Below are 15,576 nucleotides of genomic sequence, written 5' to 3'. Positions count from 1 at the left end.
AACGACCGTACTGTTCAACGGAACTCATGAAGGGTGCGTGGCGAGTGACCCATCCAGGCATGTCACGTCGTGGGGCCCTGCGGCTCGGGGGGCTCGCGGTGCCTGCCCTCGCCCTCCCCGGGGCGCTCACCGGCTGCGGAACCGCGGCGGGAGCCCCGGGCGGCGGGGAGTTGCGGGTGGCGCAGACCGAGGATCCCTCGACCCTCGATCCGCACAAACAGGGCGACATGATCACCATGAACGTCCTGATCAATATCTTCGACACCCTCACCGCGCGCGACACCCGAGGGCGCCTCGCGCCCCGCCTCGCCCTGAGCTGGGCCGTGCGCTCCCCGACCACCTGGCGCTTCCGGCTGCGGCGCGGAGTGCGTTTCCACAACGGGGAACCGTGCGACGCGGCCGCGGTGAAATTCAGCATCGAGCGCATCCTGGATCCCGCCACCCGCTCGCCGATCGTCGAACTGCGGTACGTGAAGAGCGTGACGGTCGTCGACGAGCACACCGTCGACATCCACACCACCCAGCACGACCCGATCCTGCCCGACAAGCTGTCCCTCTTCGGCGGTGTGGTCGTACCCCCGAAACACATCGCCGAGGTGGGCGACTCGGCCTTCGCCCGCCACCCGGTGGGCACCGGACCGTTCCGCTTCACCTCGTGGCGCCGCGACCGCGAACTGCGGATGCGCCGCAGCACCGGCCATTTCCACGGCACGTCGAACATCCGGGAGCTGGTCTTCCGCCCGCTGCCCAACCCGGCGTCCGCACTGGCGGCCCTGCAGAGCGGCGAGATCGACCTGGTCACCGGCCTCACCCCCGATGCCGCCCGCCAGCTGTCCGGATACGCGGGCGTGGAACTCGAGAACCACCCCGGAACCCGCGCCGCCTACCTCAACCTCGACACCGAGTCCGGCCCGCTGCGCGACCGCCGTGTGCGCCAGGCACTCAACCACGCCATCGACGTCCCCCTGCTCATCGACGCGGTCCTCGACGGCAAGGCCCGCGAGGTGCCCGCCATGGTCCCGCACGGCACGTTCGGCTTCGACGACTCCGTCAAGCCGTACCGCCGCTCCCTGCGCAAGGCCCGCCGACTGCTCGCCGAGGCCGGTCACCCCGATGGCTTCACCACCACACTGACCGCGTCCAACACCGACGCCCAGGTCGCCGAGGCGATCTCCGGGCTGCTCGACCGAGTGGGCATCCGCGCCCGGGTCGAACTCCTCGACCCCGGTACGTACTCCTCCCGGCTCACCTCCGACAACCGGCGCGCCCTCGGGCCGCTCTACCTGGCGGCAAGCTCGGTGTGGACGCTCGACGGCAGCAGCATGCTGCAGTCCAACGTCCGCAGCGACCGCCGCCAGTCCCGATGGACATCGGACCGAGCCGACGAACTCATCGACGCCGAGGAGTTGTCCGTCAGCCCGGAGAAGCGCACCAAGGCGTTCAGCGAACTGCAGCAACTCATGCTCGACGAAGCCCCCTTCGTCTCCCTCTACCAGCAGGACATCATCCTGGCGCGCACCACCCGCGCCCGCTGGACCCCGATCATCAACGGCTCCCTTGCCATGGAGAGCGCGGAGGTTTCCCGATGAGCCGCACCGCCACCGCGGCGCCCCTGCTGCGGCAGGCCGCGGGCCGCCTCGCCACCGCGATCGGCGTGCTGTTCGCCGTCGCCACCCTCGCCTTCCTCCTGGTCCGGCTCTCCGGCGACCCCGTCAAGCAACTCCTGCCGCCCGACGCGACGGCCGCCCAGGAGCACACCCTGCGCGCCCAACTCGGCCTGGACCGCTCGCTGATCGCCCAGTACGGCGACTACCTGTGGGGCCTGCTCAGGTTCGACCTCGGTGACTCGCTCGTGCACGGCCGGCCGGTCGCGGACGTCATCGGCGAGCGTCTGCCCGCCACCCTGGAACTCGCCTTCGGCGCCATGGTCCTCACGCTGGTCATCGCCATCCCCGCCGGGATCTACGCCGCCATGCGCCGCGGCCGCGCGGGCGACACCTCGGTGATGACGGCCGTACTGCTCGGGCAGTCCACCCCGCCGTTCTGGATCGGGATCCTGCTGATCCTGGTGTTCTCCGTGCAGTTGGGCGCGCTGCCCGCCTCCGGATACGGCACCTTCGCCCACCTCGTACTGCCCGCCGTCACCCTGGCCGTCTACTCGGTGGCCGTGATCGCGAGACTGCTGCGCTCCTCACTGATCGACGTACTCGGCTCCGACCACATCCGCACCGCGCGCGCCAAGGGCCTCACCCCCGGCGCGGTCGTCCTCGCCCACGGCCTGCGGAACGCCGCCCTGCCCACCATCACCGTGATCGGACTCGAATTCGGCGGACTGCTCGGCGGCGCCATCCTCACCGAACAGGTCTTCTCCTGGCCCGGCATCGGACGGCTCACCGTCCAGGCCATCTCGGACCGCGACTTCCCGATGGTGCAGGCCGCCGTGCTGTTCTTCGCCGCCGCCTTCGTCCTCGTCAATCTGCTCGTCGACCTGTCCTACAGCCTCCTCGACCCGAGAGTGCGGGCCCAGCGATGACCACCACACCCACCACCGAACCGGCGGCCACCGCGCCGCAGGCGGACCCGACCAAGGCGAGCACCGGCGCCCTGCGCGTCCTGCTCCGCAACCGCCTCGCCGCCATCGCCCTCGGCGTCCTCGTCCTGATGGCCGTCGCCGCGCTCTTCGCGCCCTGGCTCGCGCCGTACGACCCCGCCGCGCAGAACCTCCTCGTCCGCCTCAAGCCCCCGGCCTGGCAGAACGGCGGTACCTCGAGTCACCTGCTCGGCACCGACCAGCTCGGCCGCGACCTGCTCTCCCGGGTGATCCACGGCGCACGGATCTCGCTGCTCGTCGGTGTCTGCGCGGCGCTGCTCGCCGGTGTCGTCGGCGCGGCCTGCGGACTCTTCGCCGGCTTCCGCGGCGGACGCTTCGACCGCCTCCTGATGCGCGCCGCCGACATCCAACTGGCCTTTCCGTCCCTGCTGTTGGCGCTGGCCATCGTCGGCTTCCTCGGCTCAGGCCTGTGGAACGTGGTACTCGTCCTCGGCTTCACCGGCTGGGTCTCGTACGCCCGTGTCGTACGCGCCGAAGTGCTCTCGCTGCGCTCGCGGGACTACATCACCCAGGCGCGCGCCACCGGTGTCACCGACACCACGATCCTGCGCCGGCACCTGCTGCCCAACGTCACCGCGCCGCTCGCGACGATCGGCACCCTGCACATCGCCGCCGCGATCGTCGCCGAGGCCTCGCTGAGCTACCTGGGGCTCGGTGTACCCAAGGAGATCGTCACCTGGGGCGCCATGCTGGCCGACGGGCAGCTCTACCTCGGCACGGCCTGGTGGGTCGCCGTCTTCCCCGGCCTCGCCCTGATGTTCACCTCCCTCGCCATCAACATCACCGGCGACGCCCTGCGCGACGTCGCAGACCCGAAGGCGTACCGCCGATGAAGCAAGCACCCGAGAGCCCCGCCGAGCACGCCACCGAGGCGGATCCGCTGCTGCGGATCGAGGACCTGACCATCGACTTCCGCCTCGGATCGGGGCCCGTGCACGCCGTACGCGGAGTCGGCTTCGACCTCCACGCGGGCGAAACCCTCGCTGTGGTGGGCGAGTCCGGCAGCGGCAAGTCCGCCACCATGCTCTCCGTACTGCGACTCAACCCCGAGCCGCCCTGCGAGTACACCGCGGGCCGCATCCTGCTCGACGGCCGCGACCTGCTCACCCTGCCGGAGAAGAAGCTGCGCGAAGTGCGCGGCAACGACATCGCCATGGTCTTCCAGGACCCCATGACCAGCCTCGACCCGCTGCAACGGGTCGGCAACCAGGTCGCCGAAGTACTCCGCCGCCACCGCGGAGCCACCCGCGCCGAGGCCCGCGCCGAAGCGATCCGCGCACTCGGCGAGGTCGGCATCCCGGAACCCGAGCGCCGCGCACGCCAGTACCCGCACGAACTCTCCGGCGGACTGCGCCAACGCGTCATGATCGCCACCGCGTTGGTCGGACGCCCCCGGATCCTGATCGCCGACGAACCCACCACCGCCCTCGACGTCACCGTGCAGCGGCAGATCCTCGAACTCCTCGACGAACTGCGCGACCGGCACGGCATGGCCGTCGTCCTGATCACCCACGACCTCGGCGTGGTCGCCGAGACCGCGGACCGGGTCGTGGTCATGCACCACGGCCGGGTCGTGGAGACCGGCCGGGTCGCCGACGTCTTCGACAAGCCCGAGCAGGACTACACCCGTCGCCTGCTCGCCGCCACACCCCGACTGGAGCCGGCATGACGACATCTGGAGCCGGCACGACGACCGGAGCAGGACGGACGCTGCTCGAACTCAACGGTCTGCGCAAGGTGTTCGGCACCGGCGACGCCGCCACCGTCGCGGTCGACGACATCTCACTCACCGTCACCGAAGGCGAAACCCTCGCCCTGGTGGGGGAGTCGGGATCCGGCAAGACAACCCTCACCCGCCTCCTGCTCGCGCTGCTCGAACCGACCGCGGGCACCGTCCTGCTGGAAGGACGGGACCTCGCCGGCCTGTCCGCCGCCGAACTGCGCGGCGCCCGCGCCCGGATGCAGGTGGTGCTCCAGGACCCGTACTCCAGCATGAACCCGCGTTTTCGCATCACCGACGTGATCGGCGAACCCCTGGTCACCCACGACCCCACCTACCGCGGCCGGCGCGGACGACCGAAGCTGCGCGCGCGGGTCGGCGAACTCCTCACTGCCGTGGGCCTCGAACCGGCCCTGCAGGACCGCTACCCGCACGAGTTCTCCGGCGGCCAACGCCAGCGCGTCTCCATCGCCCGCGCACTCGCCCCCGAACCCGGGCTCGTGGTCCTGGACGAACCCACCAGCGCGCTCGACGTCTCCGTCCAGGCCCAGGTGCTCGACCTGCTCACCGATCTGCAGCAGCGCCTCGGCCTGACCTACGTGTTCGTCTCGCACAACCTGGCCGTCGTCCAGCAGATCGCCGACCGGGTCGCGGTGATGCGCAGCGGCCGCGTCGTGGAGAGCGGCACCGCCGAGGACGTACTCAAGCGCCCGCAGCACCCCTACACCCGCGAATTGCTCGCTGCGGTGCCGCGCCCCGACGGCTACCGCACGCGCCGGACGGCAGGCGCCCGATGACCCGCACGCCGCTACGCATGCGTGAGCACGAGCCCGGCCCCGCCGAGCAGCGCCACATCGTCAGGACCCACGTCGCCGAGCAGCGCGCGCGGCGGCTCCGCCGTCGACCAGGCGGTGTCGCGCCGCAGCCGCTCCTCGATCCGGGCGCGGAAGGGCTCACCGCCTTCGCGGGCCTCCCCGTGCAGCACGAACAGGCCCGGTGCGAACAGCTGTTGGACGTTGACGAGCCCCAGGGCCAGATTGTCCGCGTACTCCTCGACGACGGTGCGCGCCGTGGCGTCGTCGCGGTCCGCCAGGTCCGCGAGGGACGTCACACCGGTGAGACCCGCCTCCTGCGCGCGGCGGCGCAGCCAGCGTGTGGTGGCCATCGTCTTCCAGCAGCCGCGGGCGCCGCAGGTGCAGCGCTCGCCGCTGGCCGCGACGGTCATGTGGGCGCCGCTGCGTCCGCCGTCCGGAGCGAGCACCGCCCCGTCGTAGAGGAGCCCGACCCCGAGCACCTCGCCGGTGGCCACCGAGGCGAACGTACGACGTCCGCGGCCCGCCCCGAACCAGCGGTCGCCGAGCACCTGAAGACGCGCCCGGTGCTCCACGTGGACCGGTGCCGCGACCAGTGCGGACAGCACGGCGGCCACCGGGTAGCCGTGCAGGGCCGGCACATCGTTCACCTCGAGCACCGTGCCGGTCGCCGGGTCGACCAGTCCTGCCGCGGCGACACCGACACCGGCCGGCCTGCGCCCCTCGCCGCGGAAGCAGGCCTCGGCCGCGGCACGCAGTGCCTCGTCCACGCAGGACCGCGGGCCGGCCGCGTCGAAGGCTGTCTCGGTGCGGTGCAGCAGCTCGCCCGCACGCGACACCAGCGCGGCCCGGACCAGTCCCGGCAGCACCTCGACGGCGCCCAGAGCCGGACGCGGCGCAGGAGGACCTGATTCCGGTTCCGGTACGAGACGCAGCGAGGGACGTTCAACAGCCATGCGCAGACTCTGCCACGGCCGAAACGAAGGAGACAGACCGGTGTGGGACATGACCGGGCTCACCTGGCGTGAGACACGGGACGCCGGACGCAGCGGGATCGCCCTGCTGCCGATCGGCTCCCAGGAACAGCACGCGGACCATCTCCCGATGGGCACCGACACGCTCCTCGCGAGCGCCGTCGTCGACCGCGCGGCCACCCTGCTCGAGCAGGACGGGCCCCAGATCGTACGGCTGCCCGTCCTCCCGTACGGGCACAGTCCGCACCACCTCTTCGCCGCCGCCGTCTCGCTGTCGGCCGCGACCCTGTCCGCCGTGCTCGGCGACATCCTGCGCTCGCTGGCCCGCAGCGGCTACCGCCGCATCATGATCGTCAATGGTCACGGCGGCAACGACGAGATCATGCGGCTCGCGGTCAAGGAATTCGCCCTGCACACGGACGTCGCCGTCGCCGCCTGCTCGTACTGGAGCCTCGGAGAACCCTCGCCGAGCGAGCAGGAGACGGGCCGGCCCGAGGTCACACCCGGGCACGCCGGCTGGTTCGAGACCTCCCTGATGCTCGCCGCACACCCCGACCTCGTCCGCACCCCGCTGCCCGTACGCGAACCGGTCGAGCCGCCGCCGCTCTTCGACCGGCCGCCGCACGCCGGACTCACCGTCGAGCGGTACGGCGAGTGGGAGCGGGTGGGCGGTGCCACCGACGACCCGTCCGGCGCCGATGCCGAGCGCGGAGGGAGGCTGCTCGCCGCCCGGGCCGCGCAACTGGCCGACGCGATCCGCGCCTTCGACACGGCGACCCGGACCCACAGCGACTGAACCCGGCCCCGTCCGCTCCACCGAACCGGACGAGCACCCGCACCACCGAGGAGAACCTTGAAGATCACCGATGTCGACGTGCAGGTCGTCAACCTGCCGCTGACCAACCCGTTCACCAGCTCCTTCGAGACCAAGACCGGCGAGACCCGCACCGTGGTGCGGATCAGCACCGACGAGGGCATCGTCGGTTGGGGCGAGACCATGTGGGGGCAGCCCGTCGCAGCCCTGGTCCGCCGCCTCGCGCAGGACCTGATCGGGACCAGCCCGTTCGCCCTCGAGGCCTTCCACCGCAAGCAGCACATGGTGCCGTTCTTCCACGGCTACCTCGGCTACGCGGCGATAGCCGCCCTCGACGTCGCCTGCTGGGACCTGATGGGCAAGGCCTCCGGCCACTCGGTGACCGACCTGCTCGGCGGCCCCGTACGCGAAGAGGTGCCGCTCACCGCCCTGATCACCCGCGCCGACGCCGGCGGCGCCACCGGAGCGGACCTCGGCCCCGCACTCGCCGAGCACACCGCGAGCGTCGTCGACGAAGGCGGCTTCGAGGCCGTCAAGCTCAAGGGCACCCTCGACATCGACGGAGACGTGGCGATCCTGCGCGCCATCCGCGACCGGCTGCCCGCCATCAAGCTGCGCGTCGACCCGAACGCCGCCTGGTCCGTGCCCGACACCGTCAGCGCCGGCCGCGCCCTGGAGGACCTCGGCCTCGAGTACCTCGAGGACCCCTGCGTCGGCATCGAGGGCATGAGCCAGGTGCACGCCCAGGTGCGCATCCCGCTGTGCACCAACATGTGCGTCGTCCGCTTCGAGGACTTCGCGCCCGCCATGCGCCTGCGGGCCGTCGACATCATCCACGGCGACGTCTACAAATGGGGCGGCATCGCACCGACCAAGGCGCTTGCCGCCCACTGCGAGACCTTCGGCCTCGGCATGAACCTGCACAGCGGCGGCGAACTCGGTATCGCGACCGCCGCACACCTCGCCGTCGTCGCCAGCACGCCGGTCCTGGGGCGGGCCATCGACTCCATGTACTACCTGCACGCCGACGACATCATCGAGCCGCTCACCTTCCACCGCGGCCGCCTCACCGTGCCCCAGGGGCCCGGGCTCGGCGTCACCGTCGACGAGGACAAGCTGCGCCACTACGCCGCCGTCAACGCACGCGAAGGAGACCTCACCGGATGACCGGGCCCGACACCACCGCCCACCGCGCTGTCACCACCGACGGCGCACCCCGCCCCGCCGGCGCCTACAGCCAGGGCATCGAGGCGGCCGGGTTCGTCTGGACCGCCGGCTTCGGCCCGCAGGACCCGGCGACCGGAGCCGTCGCGGACACCGTCGGCGAACAGACCGCCCAGGTACTGCGCAACGTCCTCGCGGTCCTCGCTGAACAGAGCCTGGACGCCGCCGACATCGTCAAGACGACCGTCCATCTGCAGCACCTGCACCGGGACTTCGCGGAGTTCAACCGCGCCTACGAGGAGTTCTTCACACCCCCGTACCCGGTCCGCACCACGGTCGGCTCGGACCTCATGAACATCCTCGTCGAGATCGACGTCGTCGCGGTCCGCAGGGCGGACGGTCAGCCCTCCCCGAGCACCTCGCCGAGGTCGTAGCCGACCGGCTCCTCCAGCTGGTCGTACGTACAGCTCTCGGGCGTGCGGTCGGGGCGCCAGCGGCGGAACTGCGCCGTGTGCCGGAAGCGGGCGCCGTTCTCCATGTGGTCGTACGCGACCTCGGCGACCCGCTCCGGCCGCAGCGGCACCCACGACAGGTCCTTCTTGCCCGACCAGCGGCTCGGGGCGCCCGGCAGGCGGGCCGTTTCGTGCGCGGACTCCTCAGCCCAGGCCGCCCACGGATGACCGTCCGCCGACTCCATCCGCAGCGGTTCCAGCTCCGCCACCAGCTCCTCGCGCCGCTTCATCGCGAACGCCGCGCACACGCCGACGTGCTGCAGCGTGCCCTTGTCGTCGTGGAGGCCGAGGAGCAGCGAGCCGACCACGGGGCCCGACTTGTGGAAGCGGTAGCCCGCCACCACGACATCGGCCGTGCGGTCGTGCTTGATCTTGTACATCAGGCGCTCGTTCTGCCGGTACGGCAGGTCGAGCGGCTTCGCGACCACCCCGTCCAGCCCCGCGCCCTCGTAGACCGTGAACCACTCGGCCGCAGTCGCCTCGTCCGTCGTCGCCGGCGCCACATGGACCGGCGCAGTGGCGGCGTCGAGCGCCTCCACGAGACGGGCGCGCCGGTCGACGAACGGGGCATCGAGCAGTGACGCGTCACCGAGCGCCAGCACATCGAAGGCCACGAACGAGGCCGGAGTCCGCTCGGCCAGCAGCCGCACCCGCGAATCCGCCGGGTGGATCCGCTCGGTCAGAGCGTCGAAGTCGAGCCTGCCGTCCCGCGCGATCACGATCTCGCCGTCCAGCACACAGCGCTCGGGCAACTTCTCCTGAAGCGCCGCTACCAGCTCGGGAAAGTACCTGGTCAACGGCTTGCCCGTACGGCTGCCCAGCTCCACCTCCGAGCCGTCACGGAACACGATCGCCCGGAACCCGTCCCATTTGCCCTCGTAACTCATCCCGGACGGGATCCGGGCCACGGACTTGGCGAGCATCGGCTTCACGGGCGGCATCACCGGCAGATCCATGCCTCGATTCTGCTGCGGATGCGCCCGCGCCGCCCGGTGTGTGCGCGAGACACCGCCGAATCCGATGTGCGCCCGGGGTGCGCACCGCGCCCCGGATGCCTACCGTGACTCGCATGGGAGCAGCCGTGGAGCTCGACGCGGGCGGCCGGAAGGTGCGCCTCTCCAGCCCGGACAAGGTCTACTTTCCGGAGCGCGGATTCACCAAGCTCGACCTCGCGCAGTACTACCTCACGGTCGGCGACGGCATCCTGCGCGCCCTGCGCGACCGCCCCACCACGCTGCAGCGCTACCCGGAGGGCGTGGACGGCGAGTCCTTCTACCAGAAGCGGGCCCCGAAGAACCTGCCCGACTGGATCCCCACCGGCCGCATCGCCTTCCCCAGCGGCCGCACCGCCGACGAGATCTGCCCCACCGAGGTCGCCGCCGTCATCTGGGCCGCCCAGTACGGCACCTTCACCTTCCACCCCTGGCCGGTCCGCCGCGACGACACCGACCACCCCGACGAACTGCGCATCGACCTCGACCCGCAGCCCGGCACCGACTACCACGACGCGGTGCGGGCAGCCCACGAACTCAAGCAGGTACTGGCCGACTTCGGCGGACTGCACGGCTGGCCGAAGACCTCCGGCGGCCGCGGCCTGCACGTCTTCGTGCCCGTCGAACCCCGGTGGACGTTCACCGAGGTCCGCCGCGCCGCCATCGCCTGCGGCCGCGAGCTGGAACGCCGGATGCCCGACGGCGTCACCACCGCCTGGTGGAAGGAGGAACGCGGCTCGCGCATCTTCGTCGACTTCAACCAGACGGCCCGCGACCGCACCATCGCCTCCGCCTACTCGGTCCGCCCCCGCCCCAACGCCCCCGTCTCCGCACCCCTGCGCTGGGACGAACTCGACGACGCGGTACCCGAGGACTTCGACCTGGCCACCATGCCCGAGCGCTACGCCCGACTCGGCGATGTGCACGCCGACATGGACGACCGGCGCCACCGCCTCGACGCCCTCCTCGAACTCGCGGACCGCGACGAACACGACCGCGGCCTCGGCGACCTGCCCTATCCGCCGGAGTACCCGAAGATGCCGGGCGAGCCCAAGCGCGTCCAGCCGAGCCGCGCCCGTCACGACGACGAGGACGACGGACCCGGCGACTCCTGAACACACGAGCGCGCCCCCTGACCGTCGACCGGACAGAGGGCGCGCCGCTTTGATCAGGACACCCGGACTACAGCTCCTTGACCCGGATGTCGCGGTACGAGATCACATCGGTGACCCCGTGCACCTGAAGGCCGACATAGCCGGATGCGTAGCGCCGCCCGTCGGTACCCGGGTCGCCGTCACGCGGCGGCTCGAAGACCTGGCCGCCGGTGTTGTCGAACTCGTTGATCAGCTCGCCGTTGCGGAAGATCGAGTAGTGCTGATCCTCCACCCGGACCTCGTAGTCGTTCCAGGTGCCCTTCGGCGTCACGCCCGCGCCGGCCAGGCCCACGCGGTCGAACCCGTAGACCGAACCGGTCTTGTAGATGTCGCCGTCCGGCCGGTCGAGCATCTGGATCTCATGGCCGTAGTTGATGGCGACCCACTCCGGACGTGACTCCTCCGGGTGGTCGTGGACCTGCGGGAAGCGGACGAACAGACCGCCGTTGGCGTTCCCGTTGCCGGGAGCGTCGTCCCGCCACTGCAGCTTGATCGAGAAGTCCTCGAACTTCCGCTCCGGGAACCACAGCATGCCCATGCCGTCGACCTCGGTGCTGGAGGTGATCGAGCCGTCCTCGTTCAGACCGAACTTGCCGCCGCCCACCTGCTGCCACTTGTCGAACGATTTCTGCGTGCCGTCGAAGATGGGCTTGTAGCCGGTGTTCTGGCCCGGCTTGCCGATCCCGGACGTCTTGGCCGCCTGGTACACGGTCTTCCGCTCACGCTGGTCGATCACACCCTCGTCGAGCAGGTCCTCGAGCACCTCGTCCACGTGCTTGAGGAACAGCGCGTGCGAGGACCAGTCCTTCTCGTCCTCGATCAACTCGCCGATCGTGCAACGGGACTTGGTCATCCGGTTCGGCACGCCGCTGTCCACCTCACCGAGGAAGACGGTGTCCCGCTCGTCGTACTCCGGGCAGTTGGGCGAGGGCACGCCACCGCCCTCGACGATCGTGAACCCGGCGGACTCGGCCTCCGCCGTGTTGCCCGCCTTGTCGGTCGCACGGTAGGCCACGCTGTGCCGGCCGATCCGGTCCACGACGACGGCCTTGTCGTACGCCACATAGGGCGCACCGTCGAGCGAGTACTCGATGGTGTCCACGCCGGAGTCGTCATCGGTCGCGGTGACCGACACCGAGGCCTTGCCGATGTAGGCGCCGTTCGAGTTCTTCGTGCCCTCGACCTTCGCCGAGGTCTCCGGAGGGGTCTTGTCCTCGGCCGGCGGGGCGACCACCTCGAAGGTGACCTCCTTCGCCTCCGCGGCATTGCCCGCCTTGTCCGTGGCGCGATACTTCACCGTGTAGGACCCGGCCTCCTGGAAGGCCACCGGCTCGGTGTACGGCTGCCACGCGCCGTCACCGACCGCGTACTCGACGGTGTTGACTCCCGAACCCGCGTCGGAGGCCGCCACGGTGACCGTGGCCGTGCCGACGTAGGCGCCGTCCTCGTTCTCCTCGCCCGTGACGGTGGCCGAGGTCTCCGGTGCGTCGGTGTCGTCGCCCGAGGGGGCCACCACGTTGAACTCGGTGGTTTTCTCCTCGGACGTGTTGCCCGCCGCGTCGGTGGCTCTGTACCGGATCTTGTGGGCGCCGACCTGATCGACGACCACCGGGTCCGTGTACGGCTGCCACTCGCCGTCGTCGCCGATCGCGTACTCGGTCTTCTCGACGCCGGAGCCGCCGCTCTCGTCCGTCGCCGTGACGGTGACGGTGGCCTGGCCGACATAGTCGCCGTCGGCGTTCTGCGTCCCGTCCACCTTCGCGTCGGTCTCGGGGGCGGTGGTGTCCTCGCCGCCGCCCTCGGTGACCTCGAGGGTGCCCTCCATCGTGCCGTGACCCGGGATCGTGCAGTGGTAGCGGTACGTGCCCGGCGTCAGGGTGACCTCGGCGGTGTGCTTGCCGCCCTCGGCGTCCGAGGGGTTGGCGAGCAGGTTCAACGTGACGTCGTTGTTGTAGTCCGGATTGGACGTGTCGAACGTCAGCGTGTGCGGCATGCTCGTCGTGTTGCCGGTCGCCTCGCTGTTCTCGAAGACGATCGTCGTCGGACCCGCGACCGCCGTGGTCGGCGCCGACAGGTACTTGTCGATCGGGTCGCCCGCGGTCCAGTTGAGCGTCTGCTCCGCCGCGGCCTTTCCGCCACCCGACTGACCCGCCTCGGGCACGTCCTGGCCGAACGCGGCCGGCGCGAGCAGTCCGACGAGCAGCAGGAACGCGGTCGCCAGGATCTGCCACGGCCGATTGCCGGTGTGTCTGTGTCTCATGTCAGCCCCTCGCCAGCCAGTCGGCCTTCGGTGTGGCCCCGCCGCCCTCGTACTTCACGCGCCACAGCGCGGACTTGGCGTCCGAGGTGAAGAAGCCGCGCCCGTAGTCGAGGACGTAGAGCGAACCGTCGGGAGCGAACTTCCAGTCCATCAGGTTCTTGATGCCCTCGTCGCCGATGGGGACGATCTTCTTCAGGGACTCCGCGTGCACGGGCACGCCGCCCTTGCCCACGGTCTTGGGATCGGTGAGCACCGCGTGCCGCGGCTGGTCGGTGTCGTAGAAGTCGCCGACGAACCACTTGCCGTCCCAGTACGAGGGCCACTTGTCCTCGCTGGTGCTGTCGGCGTCGTAGCGGTACACGGGCCCGTTCATCGCGGCCTGGCCGCCGCCCTTGAGCCACGGCAGCAGGAACTTCTGCTCGTCCTCCTTGTAGGACGGGACGCCGTTCTCGTCGCGCGGGAAGTCCGGGCCGCCGCCGGCGGGGGAGTACCAGATGGTGTTGCTGGTGACCGGCGGGATCTTGACCAGACCGTCGTTGTTCGGCGACTCGTTCTTGGGGGCGTCGCAGTCGTACCAGTCGAGCGGCTTGGTCGGATCCGGCAGGTTCCGGTCGCGGTAGGGCTGCTTGTTGCCCATGCAGTACGGCCAGCCGTGGTTGCCCGGCTCGGTGATCGCGGCGAACGTGTCGTACTTCGCCGGGCCCCAAGTCGTCGACGGTTCAGCGGCGTCGGGACCGACCCAGCCCGCGTACAGCGTGTCGGTCGCCTTGTCGATCGAGATGCGCGCCGGGTTGCGTACCCCCATCACGTAGATCTCGCCGCGGGTCTTGCCGCCGCCCTCGTCCGGTTCCTCACCGGTGAAGAGGTTGCCCTCCGGCAGCGTGTAGGTGCCGTCGTCCTCCGGGTGGATCCGCAGGATCTTGCCGTTGAGGTTGTTGGTGTTGCCGGCGGTGCGCCGCGCGTCGGCGAAGGAGACGCCCTTGAAGTTCGGCTCCGGGTTGTTGCCCGAGTAACCGTCGCTGAACTGGCTGGAGTTGTTGTCGCCCGTCGCGATGTACAGGTTGTCCTTCGAGTCCCAGGCCAGGCCGCCGCCCGCGTGGCAGCAGCTGTGGATCTGGACCGGCCACTTCAGCAGGACCTTCTCGCTGTCGGTGGCCAGCTTGTTCGTCTCCAGGTCGAACGTGAAGCGGGAGACCCGGCGTTCGGCCATGTGCTTGTCGCGGTCGATCTGGGAGTGCGGCGTGTAGTGCAGGTACACCCAGCCGTTCGACTCGAAGTCCGGGTCGAGCTCGATACCGAGCAACCCCTCCTCGACCTTGACGAGTTCGTCGCCGCCGCCCTTGTTGCCGAAGACGGTGAGTGCTCCGGCGAGCGTGGTCTTCTTGGTCTTCGGGTCGTAGACGTGGATCTCGCCCTTGCCCTTGCCGATGTCCGGGTCGTCCCAGTCGGTGACCACGGGCTGGGAGGCGTCCGCGCCGCCGCGGCCGATGTACAGGACGCGGCCGTCGGGGGCCGTGACCAGGCCGTGCGGCTCGCCGATCTGGTCGTTCTCGCCGGGCTTGTTGGGCTCGGTGAGACGCTCGGCCTTGTAGTTGGAGTCGATGGCCGCCTTGCAGTCGGCCCGCACCAGACGGGTCGTCCACAGCAGCGCGCCACGCAGGTGGTCGCGGAAGTCGGCCTCGGCGTAGGAGTCGGCGGTGCCGCCCATGCCGGTGTAGAAGGAACGTCCGCCGTCGTAGTCCCGGCACCAGGAGACCGGGTGGTCGGCGCCGTTCGCACCCTCACCGGGCTTGTACGTGGTCTCCCGTACGCGGGCCACGGTGTGCACCGAACCCGAGGGATTCTTCTCCCAGTTGAGCCATTTGTCGGGGCGCTTCCACTCCAGTGGCAGCTCCTTGGTCGCCGGGTGCTGCCGGTCACCGAGTTCGACGGTGGCGCGCTGGGCGGTGGCTCCGCTGCCCGCGGTCGGGCGGGCCCCGATCAGACCGGTGTACCAGTCCGAGTACGGCTCGGTGCGGGCGGCATCGTGCAGACCGAGGAAGCCGCCACCGGCCTCCATGTACGCCTCCAGGCCCAACTCCTGCTGGCCGTCCAGCACATCACCGGCGCCCGTGAGGAACACGACGGCGTTGAAGCGGCTCAGGCGGGTGTCGTCGGTGAAGACAGAGGCGTCGTCGGTCGCGGTGATGGTGAACCGCTGGCCCGCGGGGCCGGACCGGCCGATCTTCTCGACCGCCTCGATACCGGCGTTGACCACCGGCGATTCCTCGTTCGCGGAGCCGTGGAAGACCAGCACCCGCACGTTGTCCCCGCCGGGCGGGGACTGGATGGACATCGTTGTCTCAGGCGCATCGGGATACGGACGGGCGGTGGCGGGTGAAGTGGCGAGCATTCCCGCGGTCACCGCCCCGGCCAGCAGTCCTGCGCCAAGGGCTCGTCGTGCTCTGCGTCTGGATCTGCTCAACCCTTGTGGTGCCAAGGGCTTTTGATGCGGTGTCAGCCGCATGTGTTCACCCACCCCTCGTCGGATACAGCAACGGCGCCAAGGAAGCTAGACCTCTTT

General features: G+C 70.4%; 13 protein-coding genes. 9 read left to right on the top strand and 4 right to left on the bottom strand.

Annotated features, from left to right (window positions below):
* Positions 1-26 precede the first annotated feature (26 nt).
* Genes DSC45_RS26070 through DSC45_RS26050 form a run of 5 tightly spaced genes read left to right on the top strand, consistent with a single transcriptional unit; the run spans position 27 to position 5,128 of the window.
* The gene (locus DSC45_RS26070) at positions 27-1,589 is read left to right on the top strand and encodes an ABC transporter substrate-binding protein (RefSeq protein WP_119294390.1); all 1,563 of its coding nucleotides are present in this window, start codon (positions 27-29) and stop codon (positions 1,587-1,589) included.
* Positions 1,586-2,533: an ABC transporter permease gene (locus tag DSC45_RS26065; protein WP_119294389.1), complete on the top strand. Its 948-nt coding sequence runs from the start codon at positions 1,586-1,588 to the stop codon at positions 2,531-2,533. The genes DSC45_RS26070 and DSC45_RS26065 overlap by 4 nt, the downstream gene beginning before the upstream one ends.
* Complete coding sequence (locus DSC45_RS26060; protein WP_119294388.1) at positions 2,530-3,444, top strand: ABC transporter permease; 915 nt, start codon at positions 2,530-2,532, stop codon at positions 3,442-3,444. The genes DSC45_RS26065 and DSC45_RS26060 overlap by 4 nt, the downstream gene beginning before the upstream one ends.
* Complete coding sequence (locus DSC45_RS26055; protein ID WP_119294387.1) at positions 3,441-4,280, top strand: ATP-binding cassette domain-containing protein; 840 nt, start codon at positions 3,441-3,443, stop codon at positions 4,278-4,280. The genes DSC45_RS26060 and DSC45_RS26055 overlap by 4 nt, the downstream gene beginning before the upstream one ends.
* Positions 4,277-5,128 carry an ATP-binding cassette domain-containing protein gene (locus tag DSC45_RS26050; RefSeq protein WP_119294386.1) on the top strand — a complete coding sequence of 284 codons (852 nt, stop codon included), beginning with the start codon at positions 4,277-4,279 and terminating at the stop codon, positions 5,126-5,128. The genes DSC45_RS26055 and DSC45_RS26050 overlap by 4 nt, the downstream gene beginning before the upstream one ends.
* An 11-nt stretch (positions 5,129-5,139) precedes the next feature.
* Here the strand turns inward: DSC45_RS26050 and DSC45_RS26045 are convergent, their stop codons facing one another.
* Positions 5,140-6,078, bottom strand: a complete 939-nt coding sequence (locus tag DSC45_RS26045) for an ROK family protein (protein WP_162929357.1) — start codon at positions 6,076-6,078, stop codon at positions 5,140-5,142.
* Positions 6,079-6,148: 70 nt separating this feature from the next.
* Between DSC45_RS26045 and DSC45_RS26040 the strand changes: the two genes are divergently transcribed.
* The 3 genes from DSC45_RS26040 to DSC45_RS26030 are packed head-to-tail and all read left to right on the top strand — an operon-like array spanning position 6,149 to position 8,529.
* A complete protein-coding gene (locus DSC45_RS26040; protein ID WP_119294503.1) occupies positions 6,149-6,913 on the top strand; it encodes a creatininase family protein in 765 nt (254 codons plus the stop codon).
* Positions 6,914-6,970: 57 nt separating this feature from the next.
* Positions 6,971-8,098: a mandelate racemase/muconate lactonizing enzyme family protein gene (locus tag DSC45_RS26035; protein ID WP_119294384.1), complete on the top strand. Its 1,128-nt coding sequence runs from the start codon at positions 6,971-6,973 to the stop codon at positions 8,096-8,098.
* Positions 8,095-8,529, top strand: coding sequence for a RidA family protein (locus DSC45_RS26030; protein WP_119294383.1), 435 nt, complete (start codon positions 8,095-8,097; stop codon positions 8,527-8,529). The genes DSC45_RS26035 and DSC45_RS26030 overlap by 4 nt, the downstream gene beginning before the upstream one ends.
* On the opposite strand, the gene DSC45_RS26025 is transcribed toward DSC45_RS26030, so the two are convergent.
* The gene (locus DSC45_RS26025) at positions 8,496-9,563 is read right to left on the bottom strand and encodes an ATP-dependent DNA ligase (protein ID WP_119294382.1); all 1,068 of its coding nucleotides are present in this window, start codon (positions 9,561-9,563) and stop codon (positions 8,496-8,498) included. The two genes, DSC45_RS26030 and DSC45_RS26025, sit on opposite strands and share 34 nt — an antisense overlap.
* A 113-nt stretch (positions 9,564-9,676) precedes the next feature.
* Between DSC45_RS26025 and ligD the strand changes: the two genes are divergently transcribed.
* Positions 9,677-10,714: a non-homologous end-joining DNA ligase gene (ligD, locus tag DSC45_RS26020; protein WP_119294381.1), complete on the top strand. Its 1,038-nt coding sequence runs from the start codon at positions 9,677-9,679 to the stop codon at positions 10,712-10,714.
* Between the two features lie 67 nt (positions 10,715-10,781).
* Here ligD and DSC45_RS26015 read toward each other — a convergent pair whose 3' ends face one another.
* Positions 10,782-13,013, bottom strand: a complete 2,232-nt coding sequence (locus DSC45_RS26015) for an OmpL47-type beta-barrel domain-containing protein (protein ID WP_119294380.1) — start codon at positions 13,011-13,013, stop codon at positions 10,782-10,784.
* Position 13,014: 1 nt separating this feature from the next.
* Positions 13,015-15,405: a ThuA domain-containing protein gene (locus DSC45_RS26010; RefSeq protein WP_240434858.1), complete on the bottom strand. Its 2,391-nt coding sequence runs from the start codon at positions 15,403-15,405 to the stop codon at positions 13,015-13,017.
* Positions 15,406-15,576 lie beyond the last annotated feature (171 nt).

It is taken from the genome of Streptomyces sp. YIM 130001, assembly GCF_003574445.1.
GTDB lineage: Bacteria > Actinomycetota > Actinomycetes > Streptomycetales > Streptomycetaceae > Streptomyces.
The sequence above is the reverse complement of the archived record's forward strand: the minus strand, read 5'-3'. Positions and strand labels throughout refer to the sequence as shown.